Below are 14296 nucleotides of genomic sequence, written 5' to 3'. Positions count from 1 at the left end.
CGGGCCCTCGCGCGTGCATCGCGCGCGACGTCCCCGGGAGTCCGGGGGGAGCGTCGTCGCGATGACGGGTGGCGTGACCGCCGCGCGGACCCCACCGTCCAGAAGATCCTGGCGGTCGGTGCCGCGCTCACCGGCTCGACACGCCCGGGTGCGTGGGTCGGAGTCGGCGGCGCAGGACGCAAGACCCCAGGTCCGGCACCGGCCGGACCTCATGACCGGCAATCGCCGGCCGACCAGAGTCAGACCGAGAAGACGGAGACGTAGTGCCCACGATCCAGCAGCTCGTGCGCAAGGGACGGACGTCCAAGACGACGTCGTCCAAGACGCCGGCCCTCAAGGGCAGCCCGCAGCGGCGCGGTGTGTGCACCCGCGTCTACACCACGACCCCGAAGAAGCCGAACTCCGCGCTGCGCAAGGTCGCACGCGTGAAGCTCTCGAGCCAGGTCGAGGTCACCGCGTACATCCCCGGCGTCGGCCACAACCTGCAGGAGCACTCGATCGTGCTCGTGCGCGGCGGCCGTGTGAAGGACCTCCCGGGCGTCCGCTACAAGATCGTCCGCGGTGCCCTCGACACCCAGGGCGTCAAGAACCGCAAGCAGGCGCGCAGCCGCTACGGCGCGAAGAAGGGTAACTGAGATGCCTCGTAAGGGTCCGGCCCCGAAGCGGCCGCTCATCGTCGACCCCGTCTACGGGTCGCCCGTCGTCACCCAGCTCGTCAACAAGGTCCTCCTCGACGGCAAGAAGTCCGTCGCGGAGTCGATCGTGTACGGCGCGCTCGAGGGTGCCCGCGAGAAGACCGGCGGCGACCCCGTCGTCGTCCTCAAGCGCGCGCTCGACAACGTGCGCCCGTCGCTCGAGGTCAAGTCCCGCCGCGTCGGTGGCGCGACCTACCAGGTCCCCGTCGAGGTCCGTCCCGTCCGCGCGACGACCCTCGCCCTGCGGTGGCTCGTCGACTACTCCCGCGCCCGCCGCGAGAAGACGATGACCGAGCGCCTCATGAACGAGATCCTGGACGCCTCGAACGGCCTCGGTGCCGCGGTCAAGCGCCGCGAGGACATGCACAAGATGGCCGAGTCGAACAAGGCCTTCGCGCACTACCGCTGGTAGTCCGCGGTCCCGGCGGGCGACCGTCGCTCGGCCGGGGACGGCCACCACAGGCCCGACCCGGCCATCACCGACTGCTCCAAGAAGGGCTTCACACCGTGGCACTTGACGTGCTGACCGACCTCAACAAGGTCCGCAACATCGGCATCATGGCGCACATCGACGCCGGCAAGACCACCACCACCGAGCGGATCCTGTTCTACACGGGGGTCAACTACAAGATCGGTGAGACGCACGACGGCGCCTCGACGATGGACTGGATGGAGCAGGAGCAGGAGCGCGGCATCACGATCACGTCGGCCGCGACGACCTGCTACTGGAAGGACAACCAGATCAACATCATCGACACGCCCGGCCACGTCGACTTCACGGTCGAGGTGGAGCGCTCGCTGCGTGTGCTCGACGGCGCCGTGGCGGTCTTCGACGGCAAGGAGGGTGTCGAGCCCCAGTCCGAGACGGTGTGGCGCCAGGCGGACAAGTACAACGTCCCGCGCATCTGCTTCGTCAACAAGATGGACAAGCTCGGCGCGGACTTCTACTTCACGGTCGACACGATCGTGAACCGCCTCAAGGCCAAGCCGCTGGTCATCCAGCTGCCGATCGGCTCGGAGAGCGAGTTCACGGGCGTCGTCGACCTGATCGAGCAGAAGGCGCTCGTCTGGCACGGCGAGACCAAGCTGGGCGAGGAGTACTCCGTCGAGGAGATCCCTGCCGACCTGGTCGAGAAGGCCGAGCAGTACCGCGCCGACCTCATCGAGGCCGTCGCGGAGGCGAGCGAGGAGCTGCTCGAGAAGTACCTCGGCGGCGAGGAGCTGACGGTCGAGGAGATCAAGGCGGGCATCCGCACGCTGACGATCACCTCGCAGGCCTACCCGGTGCTGTGCGGCTCGGCGTTCAAGAACAAGGGCGTCCAGCCCATGCTCGACGCGGTCATCGACTACCTGCCGTCGCCTCTCGACGTGCCGGCCATCGAGGGCCACGACGCCAAGGACCCCGAGCTCGTCGTCGAGCGCCACCCGGACGCGACGGAGCCGTTCTCGGCCCTGGCGTTCAAGGTCGCCTCGCACCCCTTCTTCGGCAAGCTGACGTACGTCCGCGTCTACTCGGGCAAGGTCCCCTCCGGTGCCCAGGTGGTCAACTCCACCAAGGGCAAGAAGGAGCGCATCGGGAAGCTCTTCCAGATGCACTCCAACAAGGAGAACCCGGTCGAGGAGGCCACGGCCGGCCACATCTACGCGTTCATCGGCCTCAAGGACGTCACCACGGGTGACACCCTGTGCGACCCGGCCGCGCCGGTCGTGCTCGAGTCGATGACCTTCCCGGAGCCCGTCATCGACGTGGCCATCGAGCCGAAGACGAAGGGCGACCAGGAGAAGCTGTCGGTCGCCATCCAGAAGCTCGCCGAGGAGGACCCGACCTTCCGCGTCAAGCTCGACGAGGAGACCGGCCAGACCGTCATCGGCGGCATGGGCGAGCTCCACCTCGACATCCTCGTCGACCGCATGCGGCGCGAGTTCAAGGTCGAGGCCAACGTCGGCAAGCCGCAGGTCGCGTACCGCGAGACGATCCGCCGCAAGGTGGAGAAGATCGACTACACGCACAAGAAGCAGACCGGTGGCTCCGGGCAGTACGCCAAGGTCCAGATGACCTTCGAGCCGCTCGAGGCCGAGGACGGCGAGCTGTACCAGTTCGTCAACGCCGTCACCGGTGGCCGCGTCCCGCGCGAGTACATCCCGAGCGTCGACGCCGGCATCCAGAGCGCGATGGAGCTCGGCGTCCTCGCCGGCTACCCGCTCGTCGGGATCAAGGCGACGCTGCTCGACGGTGCCGCTCACGACGTCGACTCCTCGGAGATGGCGTTCAAGATCGCCGGTTCGATGATCCTCAAGGAGGCGGTCCGCAAGGCGGACCCCGTGCTCCTCGAGCCCGTCATGGCCGTCGAGGTGCGTACCCCCGAGGACTACATGGGTGAGGTCATCGGCGACATCAACTCTCGCCGAGGCATGATCCAGTCCATGGAGGACGCGACGGGCGTCAAGGTCATCCGCGCGCTCGTCCCGCTGTCGGAGATGTTCGGCTACGTCGGCGACCTGCGTTCCAAGACGCAGGGCCGCGCGGTGTACTCGATGCAGTTCGACAGCTACGCCGAGGTCCCTCGTAATGTTGCCGAGGAGATCATCAAGAAGACCCGGGGCGAGTAGTCCCACAGGTCGTCAGCAAGTCCAGTTCCACCAACAACCTGTAGCGACCCGCACGCCCCGCAGGAGTCAGCCGGCACCTGCATCGTTCGGCGCAACTACCCAGTCCGAGGAGGACACCAGTGGCGAAGGCCAAGTTCGAGCGGACCAAGCCGCACGTCAACATCGGGACCATCGGTCACGTCGACCACGGCAAGACGACGCTGACCGCTGCCATCTCGAAGGTGCTGCACGACAAGTACCCCGACCTGAACCCCTTCACGCCGTTCGACGAGATCGACAAGGCGCCCGAGGAGAAGCAGCGCGGTATCACGATCAACATCGCGCACGTCGAGTACCAGACGGAGAAGCGTCACTACGCTCACGTCGACGCGCCCGGTCACGCGGACTACATCAAGAACATGATCACGGGTGCCGCGCAGATGGACGGCGCGATCCTCGTGGTCGCCGCGACGGACGGCCCCATGGCCCAGACGCGTGAGCACGTGCTGCTCGCCCGCCAGGTCGGCGTGCCGTACCTGCTGGTGGCGCTCAACAAGTCCGACATGGTCGACGACGAGGAGATCCTCGAGCTCGTCGAGATGGAGGTGCGCGAGCTCCTCTCCTCGCAGGGCTTCGACGGCGACAACGCCCCCGTCGTGCGCGTCTCGGGCCTCAAGGCGCTCGAGGGCGACCCGACCTGGGTCAAGTCCGTCGAGGACCTGCTCGAGGCTGTCGACGAGTCCGTGCCGGAGCCGGTGCGTGACATGGACAAGCCGTTCCTCATGCCGATCGAGGACGTCTTCACCATCACGGGCCGTGGCACCGTCGTGACCGGCAAGGTCGACCGCGGCAAGCTCGCGATCAACTCCGAGGTCGAGATCGTCGGCATCCGCCCGGCGCAGAAGACCACGGTCACGGGCATCGAGATGTTCCACAAGCAGATGGACGAGGCGTGGGCCGGCGAGAACTGCGGCCTCCTGCTCCGTGGCATCAAGCGTGAGGACGTCGAGCGCGGCCAGGTCGTCGTGAAGCCGGGTTCGATCACGCCCCACACCAACTTCGAGGCCCAGGTCTACATCCTGGCCAAGGACGAGGGTGGGCGTCACAACCCCTTCTACTCGAACTACCGCCCGCAGTTCTACTTCCGCACCACGGACGTCACCGGCGTCATCACGCTGCCCGAGGGCACCGAGATGGTCATGCCGGGCGACAACACCGAGATGTCGGTCGAGCTGATCCAGCCGATCGCCATGGAGGAGGGCCTCGGATTCGCCATCCGTGAGGGTGGCCGGACCGTCGGCTCGGGCCGTGTGACGAAGATCATCAAGTGATGTGAGCGGGGGCCCGGGCGTCAGCCCGGGCCCTCGCCATGTCCGGCAGCTGTGCGGCGCGGCTGTGACCTGCGCCACGGGACCCCGAGTTGGTGATCGGGGCCCTGCAATGGCACACTGTTCAGGTTGCCCGGCGCCGCCGTGCGCTGCGCTTTGCTGGGAGCCGTCCTCGGGACGGGTTCTCCGAGGCGCGGTGGTCAGGCGAGGGGCCGGCAGCCACGTACGAACGACAGACGTTGAGGACCAGGTGCCTCGCCCGCAGCATCACCGCGGGTGACGGGAGCCGGGTCCACACAGCATCCAACGACCTCGCTCCTCACGGTGCGCAGCGCGAAGGTATGTCGCCAAGAGCGACACGCCCGAGTGCGGGGGTCGGACAGCTAGCGGTTCGAGAGAGAGAGTCAGACGACGCCATGGCGGGACAGAAGATCCGCATCCGGCTCAAGTCCTACGACCACGAGGTCATCGACAGCTCGGCGCGCAAGATCGTCGACACGGTGACACGCGCTGGTGCGACGGTCGTGGGTCCGGTGCCGCTGCCGACCGAGAAGAACGTGTTCGTGGTGATCCGGTCGCCTCACAAGTACAAGGACAGCCGCGAGCACTTCGAGATGCGCACCCACAAGCGCCTCATCGACATCATCGATCCCACGCCGAAGGCGGTCGACTCGCTCATGCGACTCGACCTGCCCGCGGACGTGAACATCGAGATCAAGCTCTGAGGGAGATCACGATGACCACTCTTCCCCAGAACGCGAAGCCCGTCACGGCGGTGCTGGGCACCAAGCTCGGCATGACGCAGGTGTGGGACGAGGCCGGGCGCCTCGTCCCGGTCACCGTCGTGCAGGTCGGCACCAACGTGGTGACGCAGGTGCGCGACGCCGACACCGACGGCTACACCGCGGTCCAGCTGGCCTACGGGCCTATCGACCCGCGCAAGGTGAGCCAGCCCCTCAAGGGCCACTTCGAGAAGGCGGGTGTCACGCCGCGGCGCCACCTCGCCGAGATCCGCACCTCCGACGCCGGCGAGTTCGTGCTCGGCCAGGAGATCACGGCCGAGGCCTTCACGGCCGGCCAGCGGGTCGACGTCGTGGGCACCACCAAGGGCAAGGGCACCGCCGGTGTCATGAAGCGTCACGGCTTCTCCGGCGTCGGCGCCTCCCACGGTGCGCACCGCAACCACCGCAAGGCCGGCTCGATCGGCGGCGCGTCGACGCCCTCGCGCGTCTTCAAGGGTCTGCGCATGGCCGGTCGTATGGGCCACGTCCGTCAGACCACCCAGAACCTGACCGTTCACGCGGTCGACGTCGAGCGGGGTCTCCTGCTCGTCAAGGGCGCCGTTCCCGGCCCCAAGAACGGCGTCGTCCTCGTGCGTAGTGCCGCGAAGGGGGCGTGACATGACGACGCTGACCGTTGACGTGCTGGACGCCACGGGCAAGAAGGCCGGCACCGCCGAGCTTCCTGCCGAGGTGTTCGACGTCCAGACGAACGTCCCGCTGATCCACCAGGTCGTGGTGGCCCAGCTCGCCGCGGCGCGGCAGGGCACCCACTCCACGCTGCGGCGCGGCGAGGTCTCCGGCGGTGGCCGCAAGCCCTACAAGCAGAAGGGCACCGGCCGCGCCCGTCAGGGTTCGACCCGCGCTCCTCAGTTCGCCGGTGGTGGCGTGGTGCACGGCCCGAAGCCGCGTGACTACAGCCAGCGCACGCCCAAGAAGATGAAGGCGGCCGCCCTGCGCGGCGCGCTCTCGGACCGCGCCCGCGCGGGCCGCGTGCACGTCGTCGAGGGCTTCGCCATCGACGGTGGCGTGCCGTCGACGCGCACGGCGATCTCGACGCTCGCCGCGATCTCGCAGCGGCGCCACGTCCTCGTGGTGCTCGAGCGGGGCGACGAGGCCAGCTGGAAGTCGCTGCGCAACGCGGAGCAGGTCCACCTGCTCCTCGCGGACCAGCTCAACACCTACGACGTGCTCGTCTCCGACGACGTCGTCTTCACCCGTGGCGCGCTCGAGGCCTTCCTCGCTCGCCCGACGGGAAAGGCGGCCAAGGCCGTCGCGACGTCGACCGAGGCCGAGCAGGACGCTGAGGAGACGAAGTGACCACCGTGAACAAGGACCCGCGCGACATCCTGATCTCGCCGGTCGTCTCCGAGAAGAGCTACAGCCTCCTGGACGAGGGCAAGTACACCTTCGTGGTGGACCCCCGCGCCAACAAGACGGAGATCAAGATCGCCGTCGAGCAGGTGTTCGACGTCGAGGTCGCCTCGGTGAACACGATCAACCGCAAGGGCAAGTCGCGGCGGACGAAGTTCGGCCTGGGCAAGCGCAAGGACACCAAGCGGGCGATCGTCACGCTGCGCTCGGGCACCATCGACATCTTCGGCGGACCGGTCGGCTGACGCCGGACCGACGAGACACAAGGGACTGACCTCCATGGGAATCCGCAAGTACAAGCCGACGACGCCCGGGCGCCGCGGCTCGAGCGTGGCCGACTTCGTCGAGATCACGCGTTCCGAGCCCGAGAAGTCGCTGGTCCGGCCGCTGCACAAGACCGGTGGCCGCAACAGCACCGGTCGCGTGACCATGCGCCACCAGGGCGGCGGGCACAAGCGTGCCTACCGCGTGATCGACTTCCGTCGCCACGACAAGGACGGCGTGCCGGCCAAGGTCGCGCACATCGAGTACGACCCCAACCGCACGGCGCGCATCGCGCTCCTGCACTACGCGGACGGCGAGAAGCGCTACATCATCGCGCCGAACAAGCTGTCGCAGGGTGACGTGGTCGAGGCCGGAGCCGGCGCTGACATCAAGCCCGGCAACAACCTGCCGCTGCGCAACATCCCGACCGGTACCGTCATCCACGCCATCGAGCTCAAGCCCGGTGGCGGCGCGAAGATGGCGCGGTCGGCCGGCGTGTCCGTGCAGCTCGTCGCCAAGGACGGGCCGTACGCCCAGCTGCGTCTGCCCTCGGGCGAGATCCGCAACGTCGACCTGCGCTGCCGCGCGACGGTCGGCGAGGTGGGCAACGCCGAGCAGTCGAACATCAACTGGGGCAAGGCCGGCCGCATGCGGTGGAAGGGCAAGCGCCCCTCCGTCCGCGGTGTCGCGATGAACCCGATCGACCACCCGCACGGTGGTGGTGAGGGCAAGACGTCCGGTGGTCGTCACCCGGTGAGCCCCTGGGGCCAGCCGGAGGGCCGCACGCGCCGTCCGAACAAGCCGAGCGACAAGCTCATCGTCCGTCGCCGGCGTTCCGGCAAGAACAAGAAGCGCTGAGAAGGAGCCTGACACATGCCTCGCAGCCTGAAGAAGGGCCCCTTCGTCGACGGGCACCTTCAGAAGAAGGTCGACGTCCAGAACGAGAAGGGGACCAAGACGGTCATCAAGACCTGGTCCCGGCGCTCGATGATCACGCCGGACTTCCTCGGCCACACGTTCGCCGTGCACGACGGTCGCAAGCACGTCCCGGTCTTCGTGACCGAGTCGATGGTCGGCCACAAGCTCGGCGAGTTCGCCCCCACGCGGACCTTCCGCGGCCACGAGAAGGACGACCGCAAGGGTCGTCGTCGCTGACCTCGCGGTCACCGACGACACTCGTGCGGGACGTCATCCACTGACAGAAGAAGGCAGGACAGCAATGGAAGCCAAGGCGCAGGCGCGGTTCGTCCGTGTCACGCCCCAGAAGGCCCGGCGCGTCGTGGACCTCATCCGTGGCAAGCAGGCCGAGCAGGCCGTCGCGACGCTGAAGTTCGCGCCGCAGGCTGCGGGGGAGACGGTCCTCAAGGTCGTCGAGAGCGCGATCGCGAACGCCCGCGTCAAGGCGGACCGCGCGAACGTGGCGTTCGACGTCTCGACGCTCGTGGTCTCCGCGGCGTACGTGGACGAGGGCCCGACCCTCAAGCGATTCCGCCCGCGTGCCCAGGGGCGCGCGAGCCAGATCCTCAAGCGCACGAGCCACATCACCGTGGTCGTGGCGCCGGTCGAGAAGAAGGAGAGGACCCGATAGTGGGACAGAAGGTCAACCCGCACGGGTACCGCCTCGGCATCACCACCGACCACCGGTCGCGCTGGTTCGCCGACAGCACCAAGCCCGGGCAGCGCTACCGCGACTACGTGCGCGAGGACGTCCAGATCCGCAAGCTGATGTCGACGGGCCTCGAGCGCGCCGGCATCGCCAAGGTCGAGATCGAGCGCACCCGCGACCGCGTCCGCGTGGACATCCACACGGCGCGTCCGGGCATCGTCATCGGCCGCCGCGGCGCCGAGGCGGACCGCATCCGCGGTGAGCTCGAGAAGCTCACGGGCAAGCAGGTCCAGCTCAACATCCTCGAGGTCAAGAACGCCGAGATCGAGGCGCAGCTGGTCGCGCAGGGCATCGCCGAGCAGCTCGCGAGCCGTGTCTCCTTCCGCCGGGCGATGCGCAAGGGCATGCAGTCCGCCCAGCGCGCCGGTGCCAAGGGCATCCGGGTCCAGTGCTCGGGCCGTCTCGGCGGCGCCGAGATGAGCCGGTCGGAGTTCTACCGCGAGGGCCGCGTGCCCCTGCACACGCTCCGCGCGAACATCGACTTCGGCCTCTTCGAGGCGAAGACGACGTTCGGCCAGATCGGTGTCAAGGTCTGGATCTACAAGGGCGACATGACCGAGAAGGAGTTCGCTCGCGAGCAGGCCACGGCCGGCCCGCGTGCGCCCCGTGGTGGCCCCCGTGGCGACCGTGGGGACCGTCCGGCTCGTGGTCCGCGCCGTGACCGTGCCGAGGGCGCGTCCGAGGCTCCGGCCCAGCCGGCCGCCGCTGCCGCTCCCGCCGGCGAGGCTTCGACCGGAACGGAGGCCTGAGCATGCTGATCCCGCGCAGGCTCAAGCACCGCAAGCAGCACCACCCGTCGCGCTCGGGCCAGGCGACCGGTGGGACCGCGATCTCGTTCGGCGACTACGGCATCCAGGCTCTCGAGCCCGCCTACGTCACGAACCGCCAGATCGAGGCTGCTCGTATCGCCATGACCCGCCACATCAAGCGTGGTGGCAAGGTCTGGATCAACATCTACCCTGACCGTCCGCTGACCAAGAAGCCGGCGGAGACCCGCATGGGTTCCGGTAAGGGTTCCCCCGAGTGGTGGATCGCGAACGTCAAGCCGGGCCGCGTGCTCTTCGAGCTCGCCGGTGTCCCGGAGCCCCTCGCCCGTGAGGCGATGCGGCGTGCGATGCACAAGCTCCCGATGAAGTGCCGGTTCGTGGTGCGCGAGGGTGGTGGCAACTGATGGCTATCGGTTCCAAGGAGCTTGCTCCGACCGAGCTGGACGGCAAGGACGACGACGCGCTCGTCGCCGAGCTGAAGAAGGCCAAGGAGGAGCTGTTCAACCTCCGCTTCCAGTCCGCGACCGGGCAGCTCGAGAGCCACGGTCGGCTGAAGGCCGTGCGTCGTGACATCGCGCGGATCTACACGATCCTGCGCGAGCGTGAGCTCGGCATCCGTACCGCGCCCAGCGCCAGCGCTGAGTGAGCGAGAGGTCTGACATGAGCAGCAACGAGAACGCAGCGGCGGCGACCGCGGAGACGACCACGGCAGCGCGCCCGTACCGCAAGACGCGGCGCGGCTACGTGGTCAGCGACAAGATGGACAAGACCGTCGTGGTCGAGGTCGAGGACCGGGTCAAGCACCCGCTCTACGGCAAGGTCATCCGGCGGACGAGCAAGGTCAAGGCGCACGACGAGGCCAACGCGGCCGGCGCGGGCGACCTGGTCCTCATCATGGAGACCCGCCCGCTGTCCGCCACGAAGCGGTGGCGTGTGGTGGAGATCCTGGAGAAGGCGAAGTAGTCCTGCAGGCACGTGCCCCGGGCGACCGGGGCACGGACCAGCGGGTCACCGACCAGCGGCCCGACCACACACATCCGTTCGGCAAGGCTCGCCTGCGAGCAGCGCAGCGAGAACCAGCAGACGACAGGAGTAGGGAAAGATGATCCAGCAGGAGTCGCGACTCAAGGTCGCCGACAACACGGGGGCGAAGCAGATCCTCTGCATCCGTGTTCTCGGTGGCTCTGGCCGTCGCTACGCCGGAATCGGCGACGTCATCGTCGCGACCGTCAAGGACGCCATCCCCGGGGGCAACGTCAAGAAGGGCGATGTCGTCAAGGCCGTGATCGTGCGCACCACCAAGGAGCGCCGCCGGCCCGACGGTTCGTACATCAAGTTCGACGAGAACGCCGCCGTGATCCTCAAGGGCGACGGCGAGCCTCGCGGCACCCGCATCTTCGGCCCGGTGGGCCGCGAGCTGCGCGACAAGAAGTTCATGAAGATCATCTCGCTGGCGCCGGAGGTGCTCTGACCATGGCCAAGATCAAGAAGGGCGACCTCGTCGTCGTCATCTCGGGCCGCGACCGCGGCAAGCAGGGACGGGTGCTCGAGGTCGTCAAGGACTCCGACCGCGTCATCGTCGAGGGCGTGCAGCGGGTGACCAAGCACGTCAAGGCGGGGCAGTCGAGCCGCGGCGCGCGCACGGGTGGCATCGAGACCGTCGAGGCCCCGATCCACGTGAGCAACGTCATGCTGGTCGACCCGGAGACCAAGAAGGGCACCCGGGTGGGCTACCGCACCGAGCAGATCGAGCGCGACGGCCGCACCCGCAACGTCCGGGTCCGCGTGGCCAAGCGTTCCGGTAAGGACATCTGATGAGCACCGAGACTGTCGAGAAGACCACCCCGCGGCTCAAGGCTCGCTACGCCGAGGAGATCCTCCCCGCGCTGCGCGAGGAGTTCAGCCACGAGAACGTGAACCAGGTCGCGCGCCTGGTCAAGATCGTCGTCAACATGGGCGTCGGCGAGGCCGCGCGTGACTCGAAGCTGATCGAGGGCGCCATCAAGGACCTCACGGCGATCACCGGCCAGAAGCCGCAGGTCACCAAGGCCCGCAAGTCGATCGCCCAGTTCAAGCTGCGCGAGGGCATGCCGATCGGCGCGCACGTCACGCTGCGCGGCGACCGGATGTGGGAGTTCGCGGACCGCCTGGTCTCGCTCGCGCTCCCGCGCATCCGCGACTTCCGCGGCCTGTCGCCCAAGCAGTTCGACGGCCACGGCAACTACACCTTCGGCCTCACGGAGCAGGTGATGTTCCACGAGATCGACCCCGACCGTACGGACCGGGTGCGCGGTATGGACATCACGGTCGTGACGACCGCGACCACCGACGACGAGGGCCGCTCGCTGCTCCGCCGTCTGGGCTTCCCCTTCAAGGAGAACTGACATGGCGAAGACTGCCCTGATCCAGAAGGCGGCGCGCAAGCCGAAGTTCGCCGTGCGCGCGTACAGCCGGTGCCAGCGGTGCGGACGCCCGCACTCCGTGTACCGCAAGTTCGGCCTCTGCCGCATCTGCCTGCGCCAGATGGCGCACCGCGGCGAGCTTCCCGGTGTGACCAAGAGCAGCTGGTAACGACGACGCCGTAGGTCCGGCGCGCACGAGCGCGTACGGATACCGCGGCGAGGAAGGGCGACAGCCCGATGATGACTGACCCGATCGCAGACATGCTCACCCGTCTGCGGAACGCGAACTCCGCGTACCACGACTCCGTGACGATGCCCTACAGCAAGCTCAAGGGACACATCGCGGACATCCTCAAGGCCGAGGGCTACATCGCCGGCTGGTCCGTCGAGGACGCCCCCGTGGGCAAGAGCCTCACGATCCAGCTGAAGTTCGGCCCCAACCGCGAGCGGTCGCTCGCCGGCGTGCGCCGCGTGTCCAAGCCGGGCCTGCGTGTCTACGCGAAGTCGACCAACCTGCCCCGCGTGCTGGGCGGCCTCGGCGTGGCGATCCTGTCCACGTCCTCCGGCCTGCTCACCGACAAGCAGGCCGCCAAGAAGGGCGTGGGTGGGGAAGTCCTCGCCTACGTCTGGTAACCCGAGAACCGAGAGGAGAAGACCATGTCTCGAATCGGCAAGGTCCCCGTCCCGGTCCCGGCCGGCGTGGACGTGAGCATCGACGGCGCAGAGGTGACGGTCAAGGGCCCCAAGGGCACCCTGACGCACACCGTCCCCGCGCCCATCAAGGTCGCCCAGGACGACGGCACCCTCGTGGTGACGCGCCCGGACGACGAGCGCGCCTCGCGCTCGCTGCACGGACTGACCCGCACCCTGCTGGCCAACCTGGTCGTGGGCGTGACCGAGGGCTACACCAAGCGCCTCGAGATCGTCGGCACCGGTTACCGCGTGACGGCCAAGGGCTCGGACCTCGAGTTCGCCCTCGGCTTCAGCCACCCGGTCGTCGTCTCGGCCCCGGCCGGCATCACGTTCGCGGTCGAGGCGCCCACGCGCTTCTCGGTGAGCGGGATCGACAAGCAGCAGGTCGGTGAGGTCGCCGCGAACATCCGCAAGATCCGCAAGCCCGAGCCCTACAAGGGCAAGGGTGTGCGCTACGCGGGCGAGGTCGTCCGCCGCAAGGCCGGAAAGGCTGGTAAGTGACGATGGCACTCACGATCCGTGGCAAGGGCAAGTCCGTCGCGCGTGCGCGCCGCCACCTGCGCCTGCGCAAGAAGGTCTCCGGCACCCCCGCCCGTCCGCGTCTGGTGGTCTCGCGCTCGTCCCGCCACATGGTGGCGCAGGTCGTCGACGACACCGTCGGCCGCACGCTGGTGTCGGCCTCGACGCTCGAGGTCGACCTGCGTGGGCTCGAGGCCGACAAGACCGCCAAGGCGCGTCGCGTCGGCGAGCTGATCGCCGAGCGCGCCAAGGCGGCCGGTGTCGAGGCCGTCGTGTTCGACCGGGGCGGCAACAAGTACCACGGGCGGGTCGCGGCTGTCGCCGACGGTGCCCGCGAGGGCGGTCTGGTCCTGTGACCGCGACCCGAGTCCTGTCCGTACGGAAGCAGAGGAAGCACTGATGGCTGCACCGCAGCGCAGCAACACGGGCGCCCAGGGCGGCGCCGGCGGTGACCGCCGCGACGGCGGTCGTCGTGACGGCGGCGGCCGTCGTGGAGACGCCGCCGAGAAGAGCGCCTTCGTCGAGCGAGTGGTCACCATCAACCGGGTGTCCAAGGTCGTCAAGGGTGGACGTCGCTTCAGCTTCACGGCGCTCGTCGTCGTGGGCGACGGTGACGGCACCGTCGGCGTCGGCTACGGCAAGGCCAAGGAGGTCCCCGCGGCGATCGCCAAGGGTGTCGAGGAGGCGAAGAAGAGCTTCTTCCGCGTCCCCCGCATCCAGGGCACCATCCCGCACCCGATCACGGGTGAGGCCGCCGCGGGCGTCGTCTTCCTGCGCCCCGCGTCCCCGGGTACCGGTGTCATCGCCGGTGGTCCGGTCCGCGCGGTGCTGGAGTGCGCCGGCATCCACGACGTCCTGTCCAAGTCCATGGGCTCGACCAACGCGATCAACATCGTGCACGCCACGGTGGCCGCGCTGCGTGGGCTCGAGGAGCCCGAGGCCGTGGCCGCCCGCCGTGGCCTGTCGCTCGAGCACGTGGCCCCGGCCTCGATGCTGCGGGCGCGTGCCGAGGGCCTCGCCGCGAAGGCAGGTGCCTGATGGCCCGGCTCAAGGTGACCCAGACCAAGTCCGCCATCGGCGGCAAGCAGAACCAGCGCGACACGCTGCGGACCCTCGGCCTCAAGCGCATCGGCGACGTCGTCGTCAAGGAGGACCGTCCTGAGATCCGCGGCATGGTCGCCACGGTGACCCACCTGGTCACCGTCGAGGAGGTCGAGTGA

24 protein-coding genes are annotated in these 14296 nt (G+C 68.6%); all 24 read left to right on the top strand.

What is annotated here, in order from left to right:
- The first annotated feature begins 263 nt into the window (after positions 1-263).
- Positions 264-635, top strand: a complete 372-nt coding sequence (gene rpsL / locus H2O74_RS13480) for a 30S ribosomal protein S12 (protein ID WP_149204202.1) — start codon at positions 264-266, stop codon at positions 633-635.
- Position 636: 1 nt separating this feature from the next.
- Positions 637-1107, top strand: coding sequence for a 30S ribosomal protein S7 (rpsG, locus tag H2O74_RS13475; RefSeq protein WP_182112045.1), 471 nt, complete (start codon positions 637-639; stop codon positions 1105-1107).
- Between the two features lie 95 nt (positions 1108-1202).
- Complete coding sequence (gene fusA / locus H2O74_RS13470; RefSeq protein ID WP_182112044.1) at positions 1203-3305, top strand: elongation factor G; 2103 nt, start codon at positions 1203-1205, stop codon at positions 3303-3305.
- 119 nt (positions 3306-3424) lie between these two features.
- Entirely contained in the window at positions 3425-4615 is a 1191-nt protein-coding gene (gene tuf, locus H2O74_RS13465) for an elongation factor Tu (protein ID WP_182112043.1), read from the top strand.
- Between the two features lie 413 nt (positions 4616-5028).
- Complete coding sequence (gene rpsJ / locus H2O74_RS13460) at positions 5029-5337, top strand: 30S ribosomal protein S10 (protein WP_019146773.1); 309 nt, start codon at positions 5029-5031, stop codon at positions 5335-5337.
- Positions 5338-5348: 11 nt separating this feature from the next.
- Positions 5349-6011 (top strand): 50S ribosomal protein L3, encoded by a 663-nt coding sequence (gene rplC / locus H2O74_RS13455; protein WP_182112042.1) that lies wholly within the window; start codon positions 5349-5351, stop codon positions 6009-6011.
- 1 nt (position 6012) lies between these two features.
- A complete protein-coding gene (rplD, locus tag H2O74_RS13450) occupies positions 6013-6711 on the top strand; it encodes a 50S ribosomal protein L4 (RefSeq protein WP_182112041.1) in 699 nt (232 codons plus the stop codon).
- The gene (gene rplW / locus H2O74_RS13445) at positions 6708-7010 is read left to right on the top strand and encodes a 50S ribosomal protein L23 (RefSeq protein ID WP_182112040.1); all 303 of its coding nucleotides are present in this window, start codon (positions 6708-6710) and stop codon (positions 7008-7010) included. The genes rplD and rplW overlap by 4 nt, the downstream gene beginning before the upstream one ends.
- 34 nt (positions 7011-7044) lie before the next feature.
- The gene (gene rplB, locus H2O74_RS13440; protein WP_182112039.1) at positions 7045-7887 is read left to right on the top strand and encodes a 50S ribosomal protein L2; all 843 of its coding nucleotides are present in this window, start codon (positions 7045-7047) and stop codon (positions 7885-7887) included.
- Positions 7888-7902: 15 nt separating this feature from the next.
- Positions 7903-8184 carry a 30S ribosomal protein S19 gene (gene rpsS, locus H2O74_RS13435; protein WP_182112038.1) on the top strand — a complete coding sequence of 94 codons (282 nt, stop codon included), beginning with the start codon at positions 7903-7905 and terminating at the stop codon, positions 8182-8184.
- A gap of 64 nt (positions 8185-8248) precedes the next feature.
- Positions 8249-8617, top strand: a complete 369-nt coding sequence (gene rplV, locus H2O74_RS13430) for a 50S ribosomal protein L22 (protein WP_182112037.1) — start codon at positions 8249-8251, stop codon at positions 8615-8617.
- Entirely contained in the window at positions 8617-9444 is an 828-nt protein-coding gene (gene rpsC, locus H2O74_RS13425) for a 30S ribosomal protein S3 (RefSeq protein WP_182112036.1), read from the top strand. The genes rplV and rpsC overlap by 1 nt, the downstream gene beginning before the upstream one ends.
- Before the next feature lie 2 nt (positions 9445-9446).
- Positions 9447-9866 carry a 50S ribosomal protein L16 gene (gene rplP / locus H2O74_RS13420; RefSeq protein WP_182112035.1) on the top strand — a complete coding sequence of 140 codons (420 nt, stop codon included), beginning with the start codon at positions 9447-9449 and terminating at the stop codon, positions 9864-9866.
- Complete coding sequence (gene rpmC / locus H2O74_RS13415) at positions 9866-10108, top strand: 50S ribosomal protein L29 (protein ID WP_182112034.1); 243 nt, start codon at positions 9866-9868, stop codon at positions 10106-10108. Before rplP ends, rpmC begins: the two co-directional genes overlap by 1 nt.
- A 14-nt stretch (positions 10109-10122) precedes the next feature.
- Complete coding sequence (gene rpsQ / locus H2O74_RS13410) at positions 10123-10425, top strand: 30S ribosomal protein S17 (protein ID WP_182112033.1); 303 nt, start codon at positions 10123-10125, stop codon at positions 10423-10425.
- 139 nt (positions 10426-10564) lie between these two features.
- Complete coding sequence (rplN, locus tag H2O74_RS13405; protein ID WP_182112032.1) at positions 10565-10933, top strand: 50S ribosomal protein L14; 369 nt, start codon at positions 10565-10567, stop codon at positions 10931-10933.
- 2 nt (positions 10934-10935) lie between these two features.
- Positions 10936-11277, top strand: coding sequence for a 50S ribosomal protein L24 (gene rplX / locus H2O74_RS13400; protein WP_182112031.1), 342 nt, complete (start codon positions 10936-10938; stop codon positions 11275-11277).
- Positions 11277-11846, top strand: a complete 570-nt coding sequence (gene rplE / locus H2O74_RS13395; protein WP_182112030.1) for a 50S ribosomal protein L5 — start codon at positions 11277-11279, stop codon at positions 11844-11846. Before rplX ends, rplE begins: the two co-directional genes overlap by 1 nt.
- 1 nt (position 11847) lies before the next feature.
- Complete coding sequence (locus H2O74_RS13390; RefSeq protein ID WP_182112029.1) at positions 11848-12033, top strand: type Z 30S ribosomal protein S14; 186 nt, start codon at positions 11848-11850, stop codon at positions 12031-12033.
- Positions 12034-12104: 71 nt separating this feature from the next.
- The gene (gene rpsH, locus H2O74_RS13385) at positions 12105-12497 is read left to right on the top strand and encodes a 30S ribosomal protein S8 (protein WP_182112028.1); all 393 of its coding nucleotides are present in this window, start codon (positions 12105-12107) and stop codon (positions 12495-12497) included.
- A gap of 24 nt (positions 12498-12521) precedes the next feature.
- Positions 12522-13058, top strand: a complete 537-nt coding sequence (gene rplF / locus H2O74_RS13380) for a 50S ribosomal protein L6 (protein ID WP_182112027.1) — start codon at positions 12522-12524, stop codon at positions 13056-13058.
- A 2-nt stretch (positions 13059-13060) separates the two neighbouring features.
- A complete protein-coding gene (rplR, locus tag H2O74_RS13375) occupies positions 13061-13432 on the top strand; it encodes a 50S ribosomal protein L18 (RefSeq protein WP_182114286.1) in 372 nt (123 codons plus the stop codon).
- 43 nt (positions 13433-13475) lie between these two features.
- Positions 13476-14114, top strand: coding sequence for a 30S ribosomal protein S5 (gene rpsE, locus H2O74_RS13370; RefSeq protein WP_182112026.1), 639 nt, complete (start codon positions 13476-13478; stop codon positions 14112-14114).
- Entirely contained in the window at positions 14114-14296 is a 183-nt protein-coding gene (gene rpmD, locus H2O74_RS13365; protein WP_182112025.1) for a 50S ribosomal protein L30, read from the top strand. The genes rpsE and rpmD overlap by 1 nt, the downstream gene beginning before the upstream one ends.

Origin of the sequence: Actinotalea sp. JY-7876, assembly GCF_014042015.1 — a bacterium.
Taxonomy (GTDB): Bacteria; Actinomycetota; Actinomycetes; order Actinomycetales; family Cellulomonadaceae; genus Actinotalea.
Note: the sequence above shows the minus strand (reverse complement) of the source record. Positions and strands in the feature narration are given on the sequence as shown.